19 protein-coding genes are annotated in these 21,514 nt (G+C 39.1%); 7 read left to right on the forward strand and 12 right to left on the reverse strand.

Translation table 11 applies throughout. From position 1 onward, the window contains the following. Window positions 1-124 precede the first annotated feature (124 nt). The gene (dnaE, locus tag ABDV71_RS12475) at window positions 125-4,555 is read left to right on the forward strand and encodes a DNA polymerase III subunit alpha (protein ID WP_343533031.1); all 4,431 of its coding nucleotides are present in this window, start codon (window positions 125-127) and stop codon (window positions 4,553-4,555) included. Window positions 4,556-4,829: 274 nt separating this feature from the next. Further along, window positions 4,830-5,147, forward strand: coding sequence for a thioredoxin (trxA, locus tag ABDV71_RS12480; protein ID WP_113663246.1), 318 nt, complete (start codon window positions 4,830-4,832; stop codon window positions 5,145-5,147). Between the two features lie 84 nt (window positions 5,148-5,231). On the opposite strand, the gene ABDV71_RS12485 is transcribed toward trxA, so the two are convergent. Then, complete coding sequence (locus ABDV71_RS12485; protein ID WP_343533035.1) at window positions 5,232-6,167, reverse strand: DUF3078 domain-containing protein; 936 nt, start codon at window positions 6,165-6,167, stop codon at window positions 5,232-5,234. A gap of 58 nt (window positions 6,168-6,225) precedes the next feature. Here ABDV71_RS12485 and ABDV71_RS12490 point away from each other — a divergent pair, with 58 nt between their 5' ends. Beyond that, on the forward strand, window positions 6,226-7,146 hold the full coding sequence (locus ABDV71_RS12490) for a DUF58 domain-containing protein (protein ID WP_343533037.1): 921 nt from the start codon (window positions 6,226-6,228) through the stop codon (window positions 7,144-7,146). A gap of 165 nt (window positions 7,147-7,311) precedes the next feature. Here ABDV71_RS12490 and ABDV71_RS12495 read toward each other — a convergent pair whose 3' ends face one another. From ABDV71_RS12495 to ABDV71_RS12540, 10 genes are all read right to left on the reverse strand, one after another. After that, window positions 7,312-7,593 (reverse strand): GNAT family N-acetyltransferase, encoded by a 282-nt coding sequence (locus ABDV71_RS12495; protein WP_343533039.1) that lies wholly within the window; start codon window positions 7,591-7,593, stop codon window positions 7,312-7,314. 107 nt (window positions 7,594-7,700) lie between these two features. Further along, window positions 7,701-7,919 carry a hypothetical protein gene (locus ABDV71_RS12500; RefSeq protein WP_343533041.1) on the reverse strand — a complete coding sequence of 73 codons (219 nt, stop codon included), beginning with the start codon at window positions 7,917-7,919 and terminating at the stop codon, window positions 7,701-7,703. Window positions 7,920-8,022: 103 nt separating this feature from the next. After that, window positions 8,023-9,351, reverse strand: a complete 1,329-nt coding sequence (locus tag ABDV71_RS12505; protein ID WP_343533043.1) for a HAMP domain-containing sensor histidine kinase — start codon at window positions 9,349-9,351, stop codon at window positions 8,023-8,025. Between the two features lie 13 nt (window positions 9,352-9,364). Next, window positions 9,365-10,042, reverse strand: coding sequence for a response regulator transcription factor (locus ABDV71_RS12510; protein WP_343533045.1), 678 nt, complete (start codon window positions 10,040-10,042; stop codon window positions 9,365-9,367). A 6-nt stretch (window positions 10,043-10,048) separates the two neighbouring features. Then, the gene (locus ABDV71_RS12515; RefSeq protein ID WP_343533047.1) at window positions 10,049-11,185 is read right to left on the reverse strand and encodes an aspartate aminotransferase family protein; all 1,137 of its coding nucleotides are present in this window, start codon (window positions 11,183-11,185) and stop codon (window positions 10,049-10,051) included. Between the two features lie 163 nt (window positions 11,186-11,348). Next, window positions 11,349-11,804, reverse strand: a complete 456-nt coding sequence (locus ABDV71_RS12520) for a hypothetical protein (protein ID WP_343533049.1) — start codon at window positions 11,802-11,804, stop codon at window positions 11,349-11,351. 138 nt (window positions 11,805-11,942) lie between these two features. Further along, entirely contained in the window at window positions 11,943-12,554 is a 612-nt protein-coding gene (locus tag ABDV71_RS12525; protein ID WP_343533051.1) for a hypothetical protein, read from the reverse strand. A 39-nt stretch (window positions 12,555-12,593) separates the two neighbouring features. Next, the gene (locus tag ABDV71_RS12530) at window positions 12,594-13,145 is read right to left on the reverse strand and encodes a sigma-70 family RNA polymerase sigma factor (protein WP_343533053.1); all 552 of its coding nucleotides are present in this window, start codon (window positions 13,143-13,145) and stop codon (window positions 12,594-12,596) included. 3 nt (window positions 13,146-13,148) lie between these two features. Continuing rightward, window positions 13,149-14,108, reverse strand: a complete 960-nt coding sequence (locus ABDV71_RS12535) for a transketolase family protein (RefSeq protein ID WP_343533055.1) — start codon at window positions 14,106-14,108, stop codon at window positions 13,149-13,151. Window positions 14,109-14,168: 60 nt separating this feature from the next. Continuing rightward, window positions 14,169-15,014, reverse strand: coding sequence for a transketolase (locus ABDV71_RS12540; RefSeq protein WP_343533057.1), 846 nt, complete (start codon window positions 15,012-15,014; stop codon window positions 14,169-14,171). A gap of 223 nt (window positions 15,015-15,237) precedes the next feature. Between ABDV71_RS12540 and ABDV71_RS12545 the strand changes: the two genes are divergently transcribed. From ABDV71_RS12545 to ABDV71_RS12560, 4 genes are read left to right on the forward strand one after another with little or no spacing between them, the layout of a single operon-like run. Continuing rightward, window positions 15,238-16,722 carry a hypothetical protein gene (locus ABDV71_RS12545; RefSeq protein WP_343533059.1) on the forward strand — a complete coding sequence of 495 codons (1,485 nt, stop codon included), beginning with the start codon at window positions 15,238-15,240 and terminating at the stop codon, window positions 16,720-16,722. After that, the gene (locus ABDV71_RS12550; protein WP_343533061.1) at window positions 16,719-17,912 is read left to right on the forward strand and encodes a gliding motility-associated C-terminal domain-containing protein; all 1,194 of its coding nucleotides are present in this window, start codon (window positions 16,719-16,721) and stop codon (window positions 17,910-17,912) included. Before ABDV71_RS12545 ends, ABDV71_RS12550 begins: the two co-directional genes overlap by 4 nt. A gap of 4 nt (window positions 17,913-17,916) precedes the next feature. Continuing rightward, window positions 17,917-18,891, forward strand: a complete 975-nt coding sequence (locus tag ABDV71_RS12555; RefSeq protein WP_343533062.1) for a type IX secretion system membrane protein PorP/SprF — start codon at window positions 17,917-17,919, stop codon at window positions 18,889-18,891. A gap of 12 nt (window positions 18,892-18,903) precedes the next feature. Beyond that, window positions 18,904-20,883, forward strand: a complete 1,980-nt coding sequence (locus ABDV71_RS12560) for an OmpA family protein (RefSeq protein WP_343533063.1) — start codon at window positions 18,904-18,906, stop codon at window positions 20,881-20,883. Window positions 20,884-21,006: 123 nt separating this feature from the next. Here the strand turns inward: ABDV71_RS12560 and bcp are convergent, their stop codons facing one another. Next, the gene (gene bcp, locus ABDV71_RS12565) at window positions 21,007-21,468 is read right to left on the reverse strand and encodes a thioredoxin-dependent thiol peroxidase (RefSeq protein WP_343533065.1); all 462 of its coding nucleotides are present in this window, start codon (window positions 21,466-21,468) and stop codon (window positions 21,007-21,009) included. Window positions 21,469-21,514 lie beyond the last annotated feature (46 nt).

Here is a 21,514-nt window from a genome sequence, read left to right on the forward strand (position 1 = left end):
AAAACGGAAAAATAGGTCGGATAAAATCTAAAGTTCCTCCAAGTACAACTTGGCTATATGTTGATAATTAGCTGACGAAATCCCTTATATTTTTCGTTAATTTTGGTATCCTCATTTTTTAGCTATGTACTTAATTTTTGATACCGAAACAACAGGTTTGCCGCGTAATTTTAACGCCCCAATTACCGATACGGATAACTGGCCGCGTTGTATACAAATTGCCTGGCAGTTGCACGATGATATGGGAAGGTTGTTGGAGCACCAAGATTATTTGGTACAACCCGAAGGTTTTAACATTCCTTACGATGCCGAACGTATCCATGGTATTTCTACCGAGTTGGCACAGGAGCAGGGGATTCCCTTGGCCGAAGTATTAGAGAAATTTAAAGAGGTTTTGGGGAAAGCCAAATTTGTTGTAGGACAAAACATCGGTTTCGACCTTAATATTATGGGCTGCGAACTGTATCGTTTTGGACAGGAGAACCTATTGGCCCATATGCCAGTGTTGGATACCTGTACTGAAGTTACCGCTGAATTGTTGAAAATCCCTGGAGGTAGGGGCGGTAAATTTAAATTGCCCAACCTTACAGAACTGCACCAATATTTGTTTGGGGTGCCTTTTGCCGAAGCGCATAATGCCACTGCCGATGTGGAAGCCACTACACGTTGTTTTTTGGAATTGATTAAACAACAGGTTTTTACCAAGGAAGAGTTACAAGTTGATACCGATTATTTCCTTAAGTTCAAGGAAGCCAATCCTTTCACGATAGAATCGGTAGGTTTAAAACATGTCAACCTAAAAGCGGCTTCAGATGAAATAAGGAAAAGAAAAGGTGCAGATACAGGAGGTGTTTCTAAACAAACTTTAGAGGACAATAAGGCTGCATTGGCCGATGCAGCATTTGCTCATCTGCACAATCATACCCAATTTTCGGTTTTGCAAAGTACCATTAGCGTACCTGCATTGGTAAAAGCTGCTGCCGAAAAAGGTATGCCTGCAGTAGCGTTAACCGATCACGCCAACATGATGGGTGCCTTCCATTTTGTAAGCAATGTACTTAATCATAACAAAGCTGCGGAAGCCAAAAATGCGGAAGCCTTGGAAAAAGGTGAAGCACCAACAGCAACTATATTAAAACCTATTATTGGTGTGGAGTTTTTTGTATGTGAAAACCACACCGATAAAACCCGAAAAGACGATGGATACCAAGTCGTATTTTTGGCGAAGAACAAGCAAGGCTATCATAACTTGGCAAAAATGTCATCAATAGCCTATACCAAAGGTTTTTATTATGTGCCTAGAATAGATAAAAACATTGTTGAGCAATACAAAGAGAATTTGATCGTACTTACAGGCAACTTGTATGGAGAGGTGCCAAGTAAGATTTTAAATATTGGTGAGAAGCAAGCAGAAGAGGCATTGCTTTGGTGGAAAGAGCAGTTTGGTGACGATTTATACATTGAACTCATGCGTCACGGCCAAGAAAACGAAGACCGTGTAAATGAAGTGTTGGTGAAAATGTCTGCCCAAAATGGGGTGAAGATGGTGGCCACCAACAATACCTATTACGTGAACAAAAAAGATGCGCATGCCCACGATATTTTACTTTGTGTAAAAGATGCCGAAAAACTAGCCACGCCAATTGGTCGTGGTAGAGGTTTTAGGTATGGCATGCCCAACCAAGAATATTATTTCAAGTCGGCAGATGAGATGAAGGAAATCTTTGCCGATTTACCAGAGGCCATTATCAACGTACAGGAAATCGTTGATAAAATAGAAACTTACAAACTTGCCAGAGAAGTATTACTTCCAAAATTTGACATTCCTGAGGAGTTTTTGGTGGCTGAAGACGAAACTGACGGTGGAAAAAGAGGGGAGAATAAATACCTTCGCCATTTAACCTATGTGGGCGCCCAAAAACGCTATGGTGAACTTACGCCTGATATTACAGAGCGTTTAGATTTCGAGCTGGCTACCATTGAAAAAACAGGTTATCCCGGTTATTTTTTGATTGTACAGGATTTTATTGCCGAGGCTCGTAATAGGGATGTGTCTGTTGGACCAGGCCGTGGTTCTGCCGCGGGTTCGGCCGTAGCTTACTGCTTGGGGATTACCAACATCGATCCCATTAAATACGATCTCCTTTTTGAGCGTTTCCTTAACCCCGACCGTGTATCCATGCCCGATATTGATATCGACTTTGATGACGAGGGTCGTGGCCGTGTAATGGATTATGTAATTGGAAAATATGGCTCTAGTCAGGTGGCGCAAATCATCACTTATGGTACCATGGCAGCCAAATCTTCCATTAGAGATACGGCGAGGGTATTAGATTTGCCGCTCTTCGAGGCAGATAAAGTGGCTAAACTGGTGCCGAATATGAAGCTGGCCAAAATTTTCAATTTGCAAGATAAGGCGCTAAAAGAAGCACTCAGACCTGACGAATTTGAAAATGTTAATCAGCTTAAAGCGCTAGCTTCGGGTAAAGACTTGGCGGCCGAAACTTTACAGCAGGCTATTGTATTGGAAGGTTCGGTACGTAATACGGGTATCCACGCGTGTGGGGTAATCATTACACCAGATGACATTACCAATTTTGTACCTGTATCTACAGCCAAAGACAGTGATCTGTACGTTACGCAGTTTGATAACTCGGTGGTGGAAAGCGCGGGTCTATTAAAAATGGACTTTTTGGGACTAAAAACATTGACCCTAATTAAAGATACCGTAAAGCTTGTCAAAAAGCGATTTAATATTGATCTAGACCCCGATAATTTTCCTATAGATGATGTAAAGACTTATGAGCTCTTCCAGCGTGGCGAAACGGTAGGTATTTTCCAGTACGAGAGTCCTGGTATGCAGAAATACATGAAGGAGCTAAAGCCAACGGTTTTTGGTGACTTGATTGCCATGAATGCCTTATATCGTCCAGGGCCAATGGAGTATATTCCTAGTTTCGTTAGACGTAAACATGGTATAGAACCTATTACCTATGATTTGGATGCCTGTGAGGAGTATTTGCAAGAAACCTACGGAATTACGGTTTATCAAGAGCAGGTGATGCTTTTGTCGCAAAAATTGGCTGGCTTTACCAAAGGCGAGGCCGACGTTCTGCGTAAGGCCATGGGTAAAAAACAAAAAGACGTATTAGATAAAATGAAGCCGAAGTTTGTAAAACAAGCTTCAGAAAAAGGTCATAAAGCCGAGATTTTAGAAAAGATTTGGAAAGACTGGGAGGCATTTGCCTCTTACGCCTTTAACAAATCGCACTCTACCTGTTACGCCTGGATTGCTTATCAAACTGCTTATTTAAAGGCCCATTATCCAGCTGAGTATATGGCTGCGGTACTATCCAATAACATGAGTGATATTAAGCAAGTGGCCTTTTTCATGGAAGAATGTAGACAAATGGGCGTGCCAGTACTCGGGCCAGACGTAAACGAATCGGAAATGAAATTCTCGGTAAATGCCAAGGGCGAAGTTCGTTTTGGTTTATCTGCAGTAAAAGGAGTGGGGGAGAAAGCAGTAGAAAGTATCATTGAAGAACGCACGGAAAACGGACCATATCCTACGGTTTTTGAGTTCGCGAAGCGTTCTAACACCCGTATCGTTAACAAAAAGGCTTACGAGAGTTTTGTTTATGGTGGCGCCTTTGATGCATTTGGCTTTAACAGATCGCAGTTTTTCTTCATTGGCCCTAACGATAAACTAAATGGTATCGAAAAGCTGATTAAATATGCTAACGACTTCCAGAATAACCAGAATTCCTCTCAATCGTCATTATTCGGCGGTTCAAAAGCAGATTTGATTTTGGAACCATCTTTTGCCATGACACCAGAATGGAGTTTAATTGATAAGTTGAAATATGAAAAAGACGCAATTGGAATTTTTCTTTCTGGACATCCCTTGGATGATTATCGTTTTGAACTGGACAGATATTGCCCGCATAAAGTGAAGCATTTGAGTATCATCAATAAAGTAAGAATGGGCGATTCAAATGAAGAGATTATGGCGGAATTTGAAAATCTGAAAAATCGTGAATTGGTAGTGGGGGGATTGGTGGTCATGGCTTCTCAACGGATCACCAAAACAGGCAAGCCTTTCGGGATTTTCACGTTCGAAGACTACGATGACAGTTGTGAAATTGCTTTGTTTGGTGATGACTTCCTGAAATTTAAGCAATTTTTAACCGAGGGATATTTCCTACAGATACGTGGTAAATTGGGGCTGCGCTTTGGTAAAGAAGGAGATTGGGAGTTTAAAATTACGACCATTGATTTACTCGCTGGCCTGAGAGATAAGCTTACCAAGTCGTTAACTATATTTTTCCCTATCGAAATTGTGAACGATAGTTTTATGCAGCAAATACAGGCGATTTTAGACGAAAATAGGGAAAATGCAGATGCGCAAAACTGTAAGCTCAATTTTGAGGTTTATGATGTGGAGAAAGGCCTGAAGCTTGAACTGCCATCCAAGAATCAGAAAATAAATCCAAATAATCAGTTTCTGAATGAAATCAAGAAGTTGGACTTTGTGGATTATAGGTTGAATTAGGTAGGAGCTAGGGTGTTAGTGACTAGTGATTAGTAGTTAGGAATTAGTCTCAAACTTTTTGCTGATGAAATTTCTTTCGGTCTACGCTTTAAACATGTGGAATCAACCGGTAGGGACTGAATCACGTAACTAGAGGTTAGGGAAATAGGGATTAGGAGCTAGGAGTTAATAACGGGCAGAGAGGGTGTTGTAGGACACAAAAGTGTCAAATTGACATTTGCCTATTGATGGCACCACAATTGATAATATATTTGTACATAATAAAAATTTAGATATGGCTTTAGAAATAACAGATGCTAACTTCGAGGAAGTAGTATTAAAATCAGATAAACCTGTTTTGGTAGATTTTTGGGCAGAGTGGTGTGGCCCATGCCGTATGGTTGGTCCAGTGGTAGAAGAAATTGCTAAGGAATACGAAGGTAGAGCTTTGGTTGGTAAGGTAAATGTTGACAACAACCCTCAAATTTCAATGCAGTTTGGTATCCGTAATATTCCAGCTTTATTGTACTTTAAAGATGGTCAGGTAGTTGACAAACAAATTGGTGCAGTGCCAAAATCGATTTTGGCAGGTAAATTAGACGGCCAATTATAAGAATAGGATTTATTCATCTTCATATAAAGAAAAACCGATGTGCTTTATAGTACATCGGTTTTTTTATTAGCTTTTTTGCTTGAATTAATATCTGCCAAACTTATAAGTTAAGCCCACACCTAAAGTTTCTTTCAACTGCAATTTGCCAATTTGATTATCATCATAAAATAAGTCGGCTGTAATTTGGGTAGAAATAAACTTATTCACTTTCATATCCAAGATACCTGAATACGATAATACCATGTTTTGAGGTTTCTCCAGGTAATTGGTGAAAATTCCAAAGCGGTTGTCAAGCATGATATTCTCCATCAATTTCACTTTATACCTGCCGCCTACATAAGCACCTAATTGGTAAACCAAGCTTTCGGTAGGTTTTGCGCCGTAAGCCTCGGTAAGAATACCATCTCTATTGGGGTCAAAAACGGCTTTGTCGGCGATAATGGTAAATCTTGAAGTTAATGGGTGAACGCTAAATTGGAAATTATCATTGGGGATATAATCAAGACCTAAGCCCAATGTAACATAACCCGGAGAAAACAGATTGGAAATGTAGCTTTGTTCAGGTTTGCCGTAATCATAACCTTTTGCAAATTGCGTTTTAAGGTTTAAGGCAACGGCACCATACCAATTGCTTGTACCAAGTTGGTAGCCATATTTCGAAGTTAAATCAATTACGTCTTCCACCTTGGTGGCTTTATTGTTCTCCTCAGAACGTAGACCATACCCTGCTAAAAGGCGATTTTCCCAGAGGTTTTTGCCTCTTTTAAGATTAAATTCATAATCTGCCCGTCCGGTTAATGCAATGGAGTTAATACCACCCGCAACCCAGTTAGAGAAAGCCGCTTGGTTGAGCAAAAGGGTATTGGTACCTCTAACCGTCCAACCTTCTTGTTTTTTTGCAGTGTCCAATTTGTTGGCAAGCTTGGCACTTTCGGTGTTTATTTTTCCACCTTGCACGGTTTGTGCATAGCTGCTATTGGCTATCATAGCGCCAATAACAAAAAATAAAATTCTTTTCATATGATGTTTTTTAGTGTGTAACAAAGCTAAACAAAATCTTTTTCATTAGTTTTAGGGTATGCAAACATCGCAAAAACCAGAAGAAATTAGATTTGAAAGTAGTTTGGAGCTTTTAGCAAGGCAGGTAGTGGAAGGATTTATTACTGGATTGCATAAAAGTCCCTTTCATGGTTTTTCTGTTGAATTTGCAGAACATCGGCTCTATAATAATGGTGATAGCGTTAAAAGTATTGATTGGAAACTGTTTGCCAAAACAGATAAGCTATTCAGCAAGCGTTATGAAGAAGAGACTAATTTGAGATGTCAGTTTGTACTTGACGTTTCCTCGTCGATGTATTTTCCAAATGATAAGTATAACAAACTTACTTTCGCGGTGCAAAGCATTGCCGCTTTAATTTATTTGCTTAAAAGGCAACGAGATGCATTTGGATTAAGCCTTTTTACCAATGAACTCAAATTAAATACACCAGCTAAATCTACCAGCGTACACCAAAAGTTTTTATTTGCCAAATTGGAAGAAGTATTGTCGGCTTCTAAATTGAATGTGCAAACCGATCTTTCCTCGGCCTTGCATCAAATAGCCGACTTTATCCATAAACGTTCCTTAGTGGTTATTTTCAGTGATATGCTACAAACTGCTGATAGCAGTGATAGGCTGGATAAACTGTTTTCTGCCCTACAACATTTAAAATTTAATAAACATGAGGTAATTGTCTTTAATGTTACCGATAAGGCCAAGGAGCAAGATTTTGATTTTGAAAACAGGCCTTATGAGTTTGTAGATATGGAAACTGGTGCTGTTTTGAAAGCCCATGCATCTAAAGTGAAAGATGCTTACTTATCGCAAATGACGGCTTATAGGAAAAATCTAGCCTTAAAATGCGCCCAATATAAAATTGATATGGTGGATGCTGATATTAACGCTGGCTTTAATCATATTTTAGAAGCTTACCTGATTAAGCGCCAGAAAATGAGTTAACTACCTTTTTCCGTTCTAGTTAAATGAAAAAATAACCACATAGGTACATAGACGCATTGTTTTATGATTATAGTGGATTAGTTTTTAAAGAGAAAAAACCACAACATTTTGTTAATACTATGAGTCCACTATGTGTCTATGTGGTTCATTTAGGTAATTTTCTACTTAAAATAGCACATCTGCAATATCAGGATTTTTGTCAAAAACTGATTTGGCAAACGGACATAATGGCATGATTTTTAAATGATTGGCTCTTGCGTATGCTACTGCTTTCATCACCATTTGTTGGCCGACTCCTTTGCCTTTAAAATCAGGATTAACTTCCGTATGGTCGATGATGAATTTAGTACTTCCAGCCCAAGTGTAGGTCATTACACCAGCTTCTTTGCTATCTTCTATGGCTTTAAATAAGCCTCTTCTATCGTCGTTCTCTTGAATGATTTCCATTTTTCTAATGAATTATTTGTTTAAAGATAGCAAGAAGTGCTAAAAATAGTGCAACAAAAAATGCGCAGGGCAAGGCCGCTGCGCATTGTACTAACTAGGAACAAGTACTATGATTTTTTATGTGCTTTGTGCTTTACTTTTTTAGCCGCTGTATCAGCCTTAGCTTCTACTTTTTCAGCTTTTTTCTCAGCTTTCTTCTCTACCGCTTTAGTAGCAGGAGCAACTGTTTTTACTGGCGCTTTAGCAGCAGGTGAAGTTTGTGCGTTTGCGAAGTTTACTGTAAATGCTGCAATTAATGCAACCATTAAAAATTTCACTGTTTTCATTTTCTTTTTATTTTTAGTGAACGATGTTGTTGTTTAACAATACTAAGTTCATCTATCAACATGAAGAAATCATGAAGTTTTACAGACTTATAAAAAATGCTTTTTAAATATGCTTTTCAAGCGGGAAAGTGATACTAACTCTAGTGCCTTCATTTTTTTTGGAGGAAATACCGAGCGAAATATGATGAAATTTAGCGATACTATTGCAGATGGCCAAACCTAGTCCAAGGCCACTGACCTCTTCGTTGTTCTCCCTTTCAAAGCGATGGAAAGCTTTTTTGACAATTTCATTTTCCATACCAATGCCATTATCGGTGACACTTAGCACATAAACGTCCGGAGTTAATTGGTCGGTGATGACGATTTTTCCTGCTTTGTTGCTGTATTTTATTGCATTATTAATGATATTGACCAATAATGTATGGATTAGTGGTTGGTTTCCCAAGAAAATAAAATCCTCCTTAGTTTGATTTTCATAGGTAATCCGTTTATCTGAAATACGTTCTGTTAAATCTTCATAGATATCTTCAAGCTCTTGTTTGATGATGATCTGGTCTTTTTTAACATATTGTTCATTCTCCACTTTGGAAATTAGTAATAAACTGTTGATGATAGACTTTAACCTACTTAAAGTTTTTAAAGAGGCCATTATTTTTTCTTCATGCTCTTCGGCCAGTGTTTCAGACGCAAGAATGTTTTCTAACCTGCCATTTAAAATGGAAATAGGGGTAAGCAGTTCGTGCGAAACATTAGCTATAAATTGCTTTTCGAGCAGAAACAAGTCTGTGATTTTCCTCATTAAGCCATTAATGCTATCGTCCAAAAGCACAAAATCAGTGGTGTTGGTAGGAATTTTACTGTAATCAAAGGTGATGGGGTCGTTAACCTTATTGATTTTTTGGTCCAGTATCTTATAGAAAGGTTTGAGCAAGAATCTGGTAAAGGCATAATCGGTTACCAATGTAATGGATAGTGAAACCATCAGCACAATGAACATGTAGATTCCCAGCGATTTTTTGATAGAAATGGCCCCAGCAGCCGTAGTGCCTAGCTCTAGCTGGTAATACTTGTTTTTGTATTCAAATTGCTTGGTGAGAATGCGGTAGGCCTCAATATCGCCCATAATTTCTCGGTCTCCGGTACTAAATTTTTCTGTGGGATCAATAGTCTGTTGCTTTGGAATAAGCGTGAGTACGATAAACTCGTCTTTTAAGATGTTATAATCGGTGAAAGTCTGTTGGGCATTTAGTAAACTATCTACTTCGCTATCATTGAGGTTCCTGATGAGTTTGGTTTCTTTTTTAGATAGCCGGTTATCCAAGTGGTTGATGGAGATTTTTTCTAAGGAAAATAGAATAATAGTTCCAAGGATAAAAATGAGTGCAATTTTGGTGGCGGCATTATATAAGGTAAGTTTTTCTTGCAGTCTCATCTTTATCTCATCTTTAAAGCGTTATTCTATAACCAATACTTCTTACGGTTTCCAGCCAATCAGTCTTGGCATGGCACATCAGCTTTTTGCGAAGATTTTTCACATGCACATCTACAAAGTTCGAATCGGAGTTGACCTCTAGAATGTCGCCCCAAACGTGTTCGGTTAGACTGGTGCGTGAAACTACCCGGTTTTTATTTAATACCAGATAATTTAAAATCTCAAATTCTTTTTTGGTCAAATGAATTCTTTCCCCTCTAAAAGTTACCACCCTGTTTTGGATATCCAATACAAAATCATGTACTTGGATGTCATTTTTTTCCAGCTTGTGTTTTCTACGGGTTACGGCATGCATTCTTGCCAGGAGCTCGTTCAAAGAAAAAGGTTTTGGCAGATAATCGTCAGCACCTTCTTCCAGTCCCTTAATGCGGTCATCTACCGCGCTTCTTGCGGTAAGAATGATGATGGCGTCATCTCGGTTTTTCAAACCTTTAATCAGTTTTAATAACTCAAAGCCATCACCATCTGGTAAGCCCAAATCAAGCAGAATAAAATCATAACTGTTAACGAAAATTTTCTCTTCTGCAGAAGACTTTCTTCTGGCATGATCTATAATATAGCCCTCCTTACTTAGAAAATCATTGATTTCTAAGGCTAGGCTTTTTTCGTCTTCTACAATTAGTACATTCATCCCAGTTTATTTTGATGGGCAAATTTTCTCTATATTTCTCATAATGATGCTGCATGCCGTTCTAATTTCATTCTCCTTAATGGTGAGGGGTGGGGCAATGCGCATGGCATCACTACAATGCAAAAACCAGTCGGTAATAATACCATCTTCAATGCAGGCATCAATAATTGCTTTGTTGATTTCAAAACTATCAAAACTTACGGCAAGCATCAAGCCCTTTCCTCGTATTTCGTTGATGGCTGGATGTTGTAATAGTTCTTTGAATAAAGCGCCTTTTGTTTCAACATCAGCTACTATATTTTCATTTAACAGTGTATTTAGAGTGGCTAGTCCGGCAGCACAACATACGGGATGGCCGCCGAAAGTAGTCATGTGACCCAAAATAGGGTTGAATGACAATACCGACATGATTTCTGCTGAACTGATAAAAGCGCCAATAGGCATTCCGCCGCCAATACCTTTAGCCAAAAGAAGAATGTCGGGTACAATGTTATAATGTTCGAAAGCAAACATTTTTCCCGTTCTGCCAAAACCTGTTTGAATTTCGTCAAATACTAGTAATGTGCCAGTGGCTAAGCATCTCTCTTTTAAAGCTTCCATGAAAGCTTGATCAGCTACTCTAACACCAGCTTCCCCCTGTACAGGTTCAATAAATACTGCGGCAGTTTGGTCGGTAATTTTCGCTAGGTCAACAAGGTTGTTGTGCGTGATAAAATCAACGTGCGGCAAGAATGGACCATAGCCAGCTGAATAGAAATCACTTTCCATCAAGCTTTCTGCCCCTTGTGTACTGCCGTGATAAGCGTTTTTGCAGGCTATAAAACCCTTTCTTCCCGTATATCTTTTGGCTAGTTTCATAGCACCTTCAACGGCTTCAGCACCGGAATTGACAAAATAGGTACAGTTAAGTTGATCGGGTAAAACGGATGCCAAAGCAGTTGCAAAATTAACTTGCGGACTTTGTACAAATTCTCCGTAAACCATGAGGTGCATGTAGGTTTCAACCTGCTTTTGCACAGCGGTTACCACATTGGGATGACAATGGCCTACGTTACTTACCCCTATGCCAGCAATTAGATCTATATAAGCTTTTCCTTCTGTGTTATATAGATTAACTCCTTGAGCTTTTACAAATTCAAGCATTAAGGGAGTGGTAGAAGTTTGGGCGTTATGTTTTAAAAAAAGTTGTCGTTGGGTAAGCATGTTGCAAAAGTAGCGGATTTAAGGTTCATTTTTTTGGAAATGATGCCAAATAAAAAAGGACGCCTTTTAAAGGACGTCCTCTTCGGTTAATCATTTGCGTGACCTAATTATTTTGAGGTGCGGGAACTGCCGCTCTGTACTGTTGCAATATCTCTTTTTTAAATGCTTCTTGTGCTCTGTAAAACTTCCCTACCGTTTTAATGGGTAAACTTGATTTGAACTTATTGTAATACTTACGTTCGATATTTAAATCTCGCTGTCTGAAGTTGAAATCGTTTAAAATTAAGGTCTGAATTTCTTCGTCATCCAAATCTTCAATTTCCTTAAGTTTCCTAAAGCTGATCATTTTTTGGGTGCGTTCTTTTCTCAACGTTGAGAGTTCCCTCACATAATCATTGTAGATAGGCCAAAAAATCTTTGCATCCTCGGCAGATAAATCTAGCTTTGTGGTTAGCCAAGCCACTTTTCTGGCTTCCATTTTTTCGCCACCCATTTTAGGTCCTTGTGCTGAAGCCAAAAAGGGAACGAAGATCAATAGTGCAAAAACAAAGTTTTTCATCTGTTTATAATTTGTTTTTATTTGTGATGAAGCTATCATGATTTATAGTTGTTCATTTTGAAAAACCATGATGGTTTCATCTGTTATTTATTGTTTAATTGTGCTAAATGGGTCTTGATGTAGCCATCTGGCCCAGATTTATAAATTATTAGATAAATCTGTTGTAGAGAAGTTATCTAAAATATAATTTTCCATTTCACTGTCGGTCACATTGCCTGTTTTTCCCTGCTGAGCCTCTTGTACATATTCTATAATTACACTTTCGTCAATATCATAGAGCAATTGTTCTTTGGCTAGTTCCGTTTTGCGTAACTGATGGCTCTGATACTGTTTGTTGGCAAACCAGCCGGTAGTAGACATAATTACCAAGCAGGCCGCAACGGCATACTTAAATAATGGTTGATGCCACAGCTTGACTGTTTTTTTGGTATTGGTGGTTTTAGCGGCAATGTTTTGCTGTAATTGCTCAAAATATCCATCAGGAATGCTAAAACCTTGCGGCTCACTTACCATTGTTGATAGCTTAGCTTGAGAAATAATTTGATTGCTAAGCGTTTCGAAATACTCTGGTGGCGTGGTAAAACCATTGCTAGCTGATTTTTCCAACGAACTCATAAACACAGACTGATTAATCCGTTCTTCTAGTTCCTCAAAATAATTTGTTGGAACTGTAAAAGGGTTAGATTTTTTCAGTTTCGCTAGTTGTGGCGCTTCGTTTTCCCATTCCATATTTTCGGCCATTTTACTCATTCATATTTATTGATGTTTTTTTAGGCAAAAGGTTTAATATCAATCTTCATTTATTAAAATTGCTTCGATTTTTTTGACGGCAATATGGAAAGAAGCCTTTAAAGCACCCACGGTAGTGCCTAAAACTTCAGAGATTTCTTCGTATTTCATATCATCAAAATATTTCATGTTAAAGATGATGCGCTGTTTTTCGGGAAGGGTAAGAATGGCTTGCTGCAGTTTGCGCTGAATTTTATCGCCATCAAAGTGTGAAGAAGAAGCAAGTGTTTCTGCTAACTCAGAATTTACCTCATCTAAAGAAACGTTATTCCTATTTTTTTTCTTGTTAAGGAAGGTGATGGATTCGTTGGTGGCAATCCGATAAATCCAAGTGTATAATTGAGAATCGCTACGAAACGAGTGTAGGTTTTTCCAAACCTTTACAAAAGTTTCTTGAACAAGGTCATCGGCATCATCGTGGTCGATAACCAAACGTCTGATGTGCCAATAAATTTTCTGTTGATATTTTTGTAAAAGCAAGTTGAAGCCGTTATTTCGAGTTTTTTCATCCTGAAATTTAGAGAGAATCTCTGCGTCTTCAACTTGCTTCATAGGTTATTTCGATTTTCTAGCTATTGCTTTTTGGGCAGCTGCTACGATATCTGAAGGGTCTAACTTGTATTTTGTCATTAACTGATCAGGTGTCGCACTTTCGCCAAAGCTGTCATCAACAGCCACAAACTCTTGTGGAGCCAAATAAGTAGTGGTCAAGAAACGAGCAACGCTCTCTCCTAAACCGCCAAATTTATTGTGCTCTTCGCAAGTAACAATGCAACCTGTTTTCTTTACAGATTTTAAGATGGCTTCTTCGTCCAAAGGTTTAATGGTATGGATATTTATAATTTCAGCATCGATACCCAATTTCTCCAATTCCTCTCCTGCTTGGATTGCTCTCCAAACCATATGGCCAGTAGCTACAATCGTTACGTCTTTACCTTCGTTTACCATCCAGGCTTTACCAATTTCAAATTTTTGGTCTTCTGGAGTAAACACAGGAATTACCGGACGGCCAAATCGTAGGTAAACAGGGCCTTCGTGGTCCATAATGGCTAGAGTTGCGGCTTTGGTTTGGTTGTAATCACAAGGATTGATCACGGTCATTCCTGGTAACATTTTCATTAAACCAATATCTTCTAAAATTTGATGGGTTGCACCGTCTTCACCTAGCGTTAGCCCGGCGTGAGAAGCACATATTTTCACATTTTTGCCTGAATAGGCAATAGATTGACGTATTTGGTCGTAAACCCTACCTGTAGAAAAGTTGGCGAAAGTACCTGTAAAAGGAATTTTACCGCCAATGGTTAAACCAGCCGCAATGCCCATCATGTTGGCCTCTGCAATTCCTACTTGGAAAAATCTTTCAGGGAAATCCTTAATAAAAGCATCCATTTTTAACGAGCCAACCAAATCAGCACAAAGGGCAACTACATTTTCGTTTCTTTTCCCTGCTTCGTGCAGTCCGGCTCCAAAACCAGAGCGTGTATCTTTTTTATCTGTGTAAGTGTATTTTTTCATTTCTAATTGGATTGAGTAAGCTGTGCTTCGTTATTTTATCTCGGCAAGCTTTACCTAAATTTAGTAATCTCCCAAGGTTTCTTTAATTTGTCCAAGGGCATTGGCCAATTGCTCATCGTTTGGAGCAGAACCGTGCCATTTATGAGTGCCCACCATGAAATCTACGCCGTATCCCATTTGAGTACTCATCAAGTTTAAAATAGGTTTGCCTTTTCCGGTTAATGATTTGGCGTATTCTAAACCCTTCACAATTTCTTCCATGTCATTGCCATTAGTGGTAATCACATGCCAACCAAAAGCTTCAAATTTAGCATGAAGGTTTTCCAAAGAAAGTACTTTTTCGGTAGGGCCATCAATTTGTTGTCCGTTGTAGTCGATACTAGCAATTAGGTTATCCACCTTGTTATGAGGAGCAAACATAAATGCTTCCCAATTTTGGCCTTCTTGTAATTCGCCATCTCCCAAAAGGGCAAAAACCAATGATTTGTCGCCATCAATTTTTTTGGCAAGCGCAGCGCCTATGGCAACTGATAAACCTTGTCCCAATGAGCCAGAAGCGACACGAACACCTGGCAGACCTTCATGGGTGGTAGGGTGTCCTTGTAATCTTGAATCCAGTTTTCTAAAAGTACTTAGTTCACTTACATTGAAATATCCTGCTCTAGCCAATACGCTATACCAAACTGGTGAAATATGTCCGTTTGATAAAAAGAAAAGATCTTCATTTTTACCATTCATGTCAAATTTCGGGTTATGGTTCAACACCTCGAAATATAAAGCTGTAAAGAAATCTGCACAGCCCAAAGATGCGCCCGGGTGCCCGGACTGTACCGCATGTACCATTCTCAGGATATCTCTCCTTACTTGGGAAGCGATATCTTCTAGTTCACTGATTGTATGTTTCATCCAAAAAAAATAATTGTTGTAATGTAACAAAGTTAATTTAAATATCCGTTTGCCAATTATTTAGGCTCGATTTTTTGCTCGGAATGATGTTTTTTGGCCTTATAGTTTTCCACAATATTGTGTTTGAGATAAAATAAATGTTGATAAGTTTGTTATAGTCATAAATATATTCTTATTTTGAGTATATTATTACCCAAAAATCAACAGATAAACGTTTTCGCTTATGAGGATTTCTACTTTTTTAACATTCTTGTTTTTTTCATCTTTTGCCTATGCCCAAAATGGCTCTATAGGTATTGGTACGGAAAAGCCTAACAATAAATCAATTTTGGAAATTTACTCTACCGAAAAAGGTTTGTTGATTCCCCGCTTAACTGAAACTCAACGAAATAATTTACAGGCAACGGGGGTAAGTAATACATCGATTAATGGTTTGTTGATTTACAATGTCACCACCAGTAAATTTAATAACTGGAATGTAGATAAATGGGAAGAGGTAGGTTCGCAGGGCGTAAAAGGTGATAAGGGTGATACAGGTGCCCCTGGGGCAAGCTGGTCGAACGGTACGCTTAATCCGCCTGTGTCCGCTACAGAACCAGCAGGGTCTAAAAATGGCGATTATTACCTGAATAATAATAGTGGAAAAGTATTTATAAGAGATGGCGGCATATGGAAAGAGGTCGCTAATTTAACTACTGGTGTGGTAGGCCCAGCGGGTCCAATTGGTCCCCAAGGTGCCAAGGGCGATATAGGTTTGCAGGGCCCTCAGGGTGTTCAAGGTGCCAAAGGCGATAAAGGAGATGTGGGAGCGATAGGTCCTCAAGGCCCAATTGGCTTAACAGGTCCTCAAGGTTTACAAGGTACCAAGGGAGATGTTGGCGCTGCTGGTCCACAAGGGCCAGCCGGAGCAACTGGACCGCAGGGATTGCCTGGGGCTAAGGGCGACAAAGGTGATGTGGGAGCTAAAGGTGATAAGGGAGATGTAGGAGCGGTAGGTCCTCAAGGACCAATTGGCTTAACTGGCCCTCAAGGAGCTAAAGGTGATGTAGGAGCTGCCGGTCCGCAAGGGCCTGTAGGAGCAACTGGACCTCAGGGTGCGCAAGGGACCAAAGGTGATAAAGGAGACAAGGGCGATGCTGGGGCGGTTGGTGCCCAAGGTCCACAGGGTTTAATTGGCCCGCAGGGGATTCAAGGGCCAAAGGGCGATCAAGGTGATCCGGGAGAGCAAGGGCCTGCAGGACCACAAGGTCCTTCCGGAAGTACTACGGCTTGGTTAAGAACAGGAAATGGTACAGGTAATATAGGGGGTACAACAACTCCTGGAGTGAATAGTGATTTTGTGGGAACAACCGATGCTAAAGAACTGATCATTGCATCAAACAGAAAAGAAGGAATAAGAATTGCTACTGACGGTAAGGTTCGAATTGGAGAAAAGGGCTCAAGCCTCACCTCGATTTCTAAAGCTTCATTGATTGCAGATCTGCCATCTATCGCAACAAAATCATTTTACAAGCAAACTTTTACGCTTACTGGAGTGGAAATAGGCGCTAGTGTTGCCGTATCTCCAAGTATTGAACTGCCTTACGGGCTAATTATTGCCTATGCTAGGGTGATAAGTGCTAACACTATTGAAGTTAAATTTATTAATGTTAGTGATAGTTCAATTGATTTGCCTTCGGCTACGTTTCATATTAGTGCTGTGCTATGATGAAAAGAAAAATTTATGTCGTTTTTCTCGTCGCTATAGTATTGCTGATTGGCAAAAAAGACACTTTTGCGCAATTGGTGAATAATGGGGTTAAGATATTTATCGACCAAAATGCCTTGTTGTATGTAGGGGATAAAAGCATTCACAATGATGGAATAGTATTGAATAATGGAGAGATGGTGGTTGAAGGCGACTGGGTAAATAACAAGACCGCTGTTTTTGCGCTGGAATCGAATGGTAAAGTTAGATTCATCGCAAAGCGAGCTATATTTTCAGGGACTAGTACTACAAGTTTTCCGAGATTGGTGTTTAGTGGGCTGGGGATTTTCGAGATAAAGAGCAACCAAGATGTAAGGTTGTCCCTGGACCTAGACGATGCCGAAGTTCAACTGGACAATAGCCAGCTTCATCTTGATAATAGCGGGGCTGCTTTGCTTAGAAATAAGGGTTTTATCAGTACAACAGGTAGTGGCCAGTTTATTAGGAACATGGATGCGGGGAAAGAGTATGTATTCCCGTTGGGCTCAAGTAAACTAGGTTTGATGAGATTTGTAACGCTTAAGCCTAAAGATGCAAGCGTCATTGGTGCATCATTCTATGACAAAGACCCTTCTGCTGATGGCTATAGTAGACTGAGTAAAGAAAACGCCATTGTTGGTGTTAATGACAGTTACTATCATGTTTTAAAGAATTGGAAAGGTAGCGGTGCTGCAGATGTAAGTTTTTATACCTCTTCGACTGAAAAATATAGTGCCCTGGTGAATTGGACCAGTAAAAATAATTGGGACCGAGTTTTTCCGGTAAGTACACAAGATAATAGTAGTTTCTTTCCGGGTTTGAGCAAATCATTGGTTTCGCAGGACGCTAAGTTGGTAAACGGTATTAGTGTGCCTTTTGCGTTCGCTGAAGTGACCAATGCCGGTCCACTTGAAATTTATAACGCTTTTTCGCCAGATGGCGATGGGAAGAATGATAGATGGGAAGTGAAAAATATTGATGCCTTTCCTGATAACGATTTAAAGATTTTTGATCGTTCCGGTAATTTGATATATCGGGTAAGCGGTTATAATTCCTCTAAATACTGGGATGGACAAAACGCTGCTTCAGGTACTTACTTTTATGTGCTACGGGTAAAAATAGACAGTAAGGACCAATTTTTTAAGGGATCTATCACTATGGTAAAAAACTAAAGCGATGAGAAGATTTTTACTTCAAATTTTGATTGTTGTTAGCCCGTTTGTGGCCAGATCTCAAAATGAGGTGACCTATAGCCAATATATGTTCAATAATTTATTGATTAATCCAGCGTATGCGGGCTATAAGGAAGATTTAAATATCAACCTACTCAGCCGTAACCAATGGGTTGGTTTAAAAGGAGCGCCTACAACGCAATCGTTAATTGTTGATGGTGCTTTCTTTAACAATAATAACGTGGGGCTGGGCCTTTCTATTTTGAACGATAGGGTTGGGATACAGGGGCAAACGGCTATTATGGCAAATTACGCTTATAGGTTACCTGTTGGCGAACAGGGAAGGTTGAGCTTTGGTGTAGGTGTGGGTGCCGTACAGTTTTCGTTAAATAGTGATAAGGCCATTATTGGCGACCAAACGGATCCATCTTTTAGTGGTGTGCAAAATTACCTTTCTCCCGATGCAAAGATTGGGGTGCACTATAGCGACAATATTTTTTATGCAGGACTTTCAGCAAATAACTTGCTCACCACTGCACTAAATAAAAATAATCAACGTGCAAAATTTATCATTTTGCCACCTGTCCACATTTTCTTAACAGTTGGAGCACTTGTAAATGTTAATGAAGATGTGAAATTTAAACCCTCTTTAATGTTGCGTGATGATCCCAATACTATGGGTAATTTTGATGTAAACGCATCTTTTTTGTTTAAGGATATGTTGTGGATAGGAGGGTCTTACAGAGTGGGTGTTGATATGTGGAAAAAAACTAACAATTTAAATGGGACTTTTCAACAAAATTCGCTTGTTGGATTAGTTGAAGTTTTTGTTGCCAAAAAGTTTAGGATTGGATATGCTTACGATTACAGTTTGTCGGATTTAAATTCATATTCATCTGGTAGCCACGAAATATCTTTAGGGTTAGTAATTGGAAAAAACTACAGAAACAATGCTTTAACTACTCCGCGGTACTTCTAACGCAGAGTTTCTATGACATTTAAAAAGTTTTTCAGGGTTGCAGCTCTTTTCTTGGTTATTTATCTCCTGCCTTCGGTACTATTTTCTGATGATATTAAGGAAGCTGATAAGCTTTATAGGCAACTTGACTATAAATATGCTCTTGAGATTTATGATAAAATCATGAAGACCAATCCAAGCATGGAGGTAGCCCAAAAAATTGCCAACTGCTACAGGTTTATCAATAATACAGAAGCTGCCGAAATCTGGTATAAAAAAACATTGACCTATCCTGATGCCTCAGCGGATAATTACAAGTATTTAGCGGAAGCTTTAAAACAAAATGGAAAGTTTGAAGAAGCGGCCAGTAATTATATGGCTTGGGGACAAAAAAATCCAACGCAAGTTAAGGAAGCAGAGCGGCAAGCTAACATTTGTGGCGTAGCAAAAACTTGGGCAGAAAATCCTGATATCGGAGCTTCTGTAGAAAGTGAAATTGGCCTTAATTCTGAAAATTCTGACTTTAGTCCAGCCAAATTTGGCTCAAATATCCTTTTGATTTCAGATCGTTGGCAAAAGAATAAAAAAGGTCAGGAAGTATATGGATGGACAGGTAACCCATATTTGAAAATATATAGTGCCACACCTTCTTCTAAACAGGTGGATATTTTAAAAGGTTCTATCAATAAAGGATTTCATAGTGGTCCCGTGGCAGTGTATCCAAGTTTGGATACGCTCATTTTTACCAGATCGGTACTGGCCAATAATAAAAAAGCTAAATTGGGAGAAGTGGGTAAGCAATATTTATTGATTGCTGTTAAGAAGGGAGATGAATGGGTAGAAAAGGACAAGCTTCCTTTTAATAGTGGAGGCGCTTTTTCAGTGCAGCATCCAGCATTATCACCTGATGGAAAGCTTTTGTATTTTGCTTCTGATATGCCTGGTGGTTTTGGCGGAATGGATTTGTACTATAGCGAAAAGCTACCTAATGGAAGCTGGAGTCAGCCTGTAAATTGCGGAAGCCAAGTTAATACACCTCAAGATGATGTTTTTCCATCGGTTAGAAATGATGGTAAATTCTATTTTGCGTCAAGAGGACATATCGGTATGGGTGGCTTGGATATTTTTTCTGCGGTAGGTAGTCGTAGTAGCTTCAAGGACGTTGAAAATTTAAGAGCACCACTTAATTCTCCGAAAGACGATTTTGGCATTTTATTTAATGATGACAACAAGACGGGTTATCTTTCGAGTAACAGAAGTGGTGGTGTAGGATTAGATGATATTTATAGGTTTGCCACAGGTGTTAAGGCCGAGCCAAAATCGCAAGATAAAATTTATGCAGTAAATGGTTCTGTGGTTGAAAAGGGAACTAACCAACCTATTGCGGGGTTAGAGATATTATTGCTTAATAAAGATAAGGGAACTCAAAGCTCTGTTTTTTCTGATGCAAGTGGCAAGTTTGCTTTTACCTTGGATAAGGAAACTGATTATGTTGTGAAAGGGAATCCTCAGCAATATTTTACCAGCCAAACTGGGGAAATCTCGACCAAAGGCATTAATCAATCTACCATTTACGATATTAAATTTGAACTAGAAAGAGCCAAAGATGTTTTTACAGTGAAATTAAATAACATTTTCTACGATTTCAATAAATGGAATATCAGACCGGATGCTGTAGCGGATTTGAATAAAGTAAATGCATTTATGGTTAATATGCCTAATGTGAAAATGGAACTTGTTGCGCATACTGATGCTAGAGGTAAAGCAGCCTACAATCAGTGGTTGTCTGAAAAGAGAGCGAATAGTGCGATGGATTATCTGGTGAACAAAGGAGTGGCGGCCGACCGATTGACTGCTGTAGGTAAAGGTGAAAGTGAGCTGCTTAACCAATGTGCTGATGGTGTGAAATGTACTGAAGCACAGCATCAGCTTAACCGTCGTACCGAATTTAAAATTGTAAAAGTTACTCCGGTAATGGCAGTGGTTAAAAACGATAGGCAACTGATGAACTAAATAAACACACATTAATATAAATGAATCCTTTCCAGTTTTTGGAGAGGATTTTTTATGTGGTTTATGTTCGAGAGGAGAGATTTACGAAGTTTTAGAAACTTCGTAAATCTAAGCCTCAAAAAACTACTTTAACAATTCTAATACCTGTGCGGTAGAATTTTTAGTGTCCACTTTTTTAATGATGTGTGCAATATTGCCTTCCTCATCAATCACAAAAGTAGCGCGGTTAGTGCCCATGTATTTTTTACCATACATGTTTTTTTCACCCCAAACACCGTAAGCTTCTACAATATTTTTATCAGTATCGGCCAAAAGGGTAAATGGTAAATTATGTTTCGTGATAAATTTTTGGTGTGATTTTTCGTCGTCTATACTTACACCAAGCACCTCAATGCCTTTAGCCTGTAAACCTTGGTAATTGTCCCTAAAATCGCAGGCTTCTGCGGTACAGCCCGGGGTGTCATCCTTTGGATAAAAATATAACACCACCTTTTTACCTTTAAATTGGTCGAGTGTAACGGTATTCCCGTTTTGGTCTTTTGCGGAAAATGCAGGTGCTTTATCGCCTTCTTTTAGTGTACTCATTAGATTAACTTTTTTAAGAATTTAATTGGTTAATTGTTTATTGATC

The sequence above is a fragment of the Pedobacter sp. genome (assembly GCF_039594775.1).
Classification (GTDB): Bacteria; Bacteroidota; Bacteroidia; order Sphingobacteriales; family Sphingobacteriaceae; genus Pedobacter.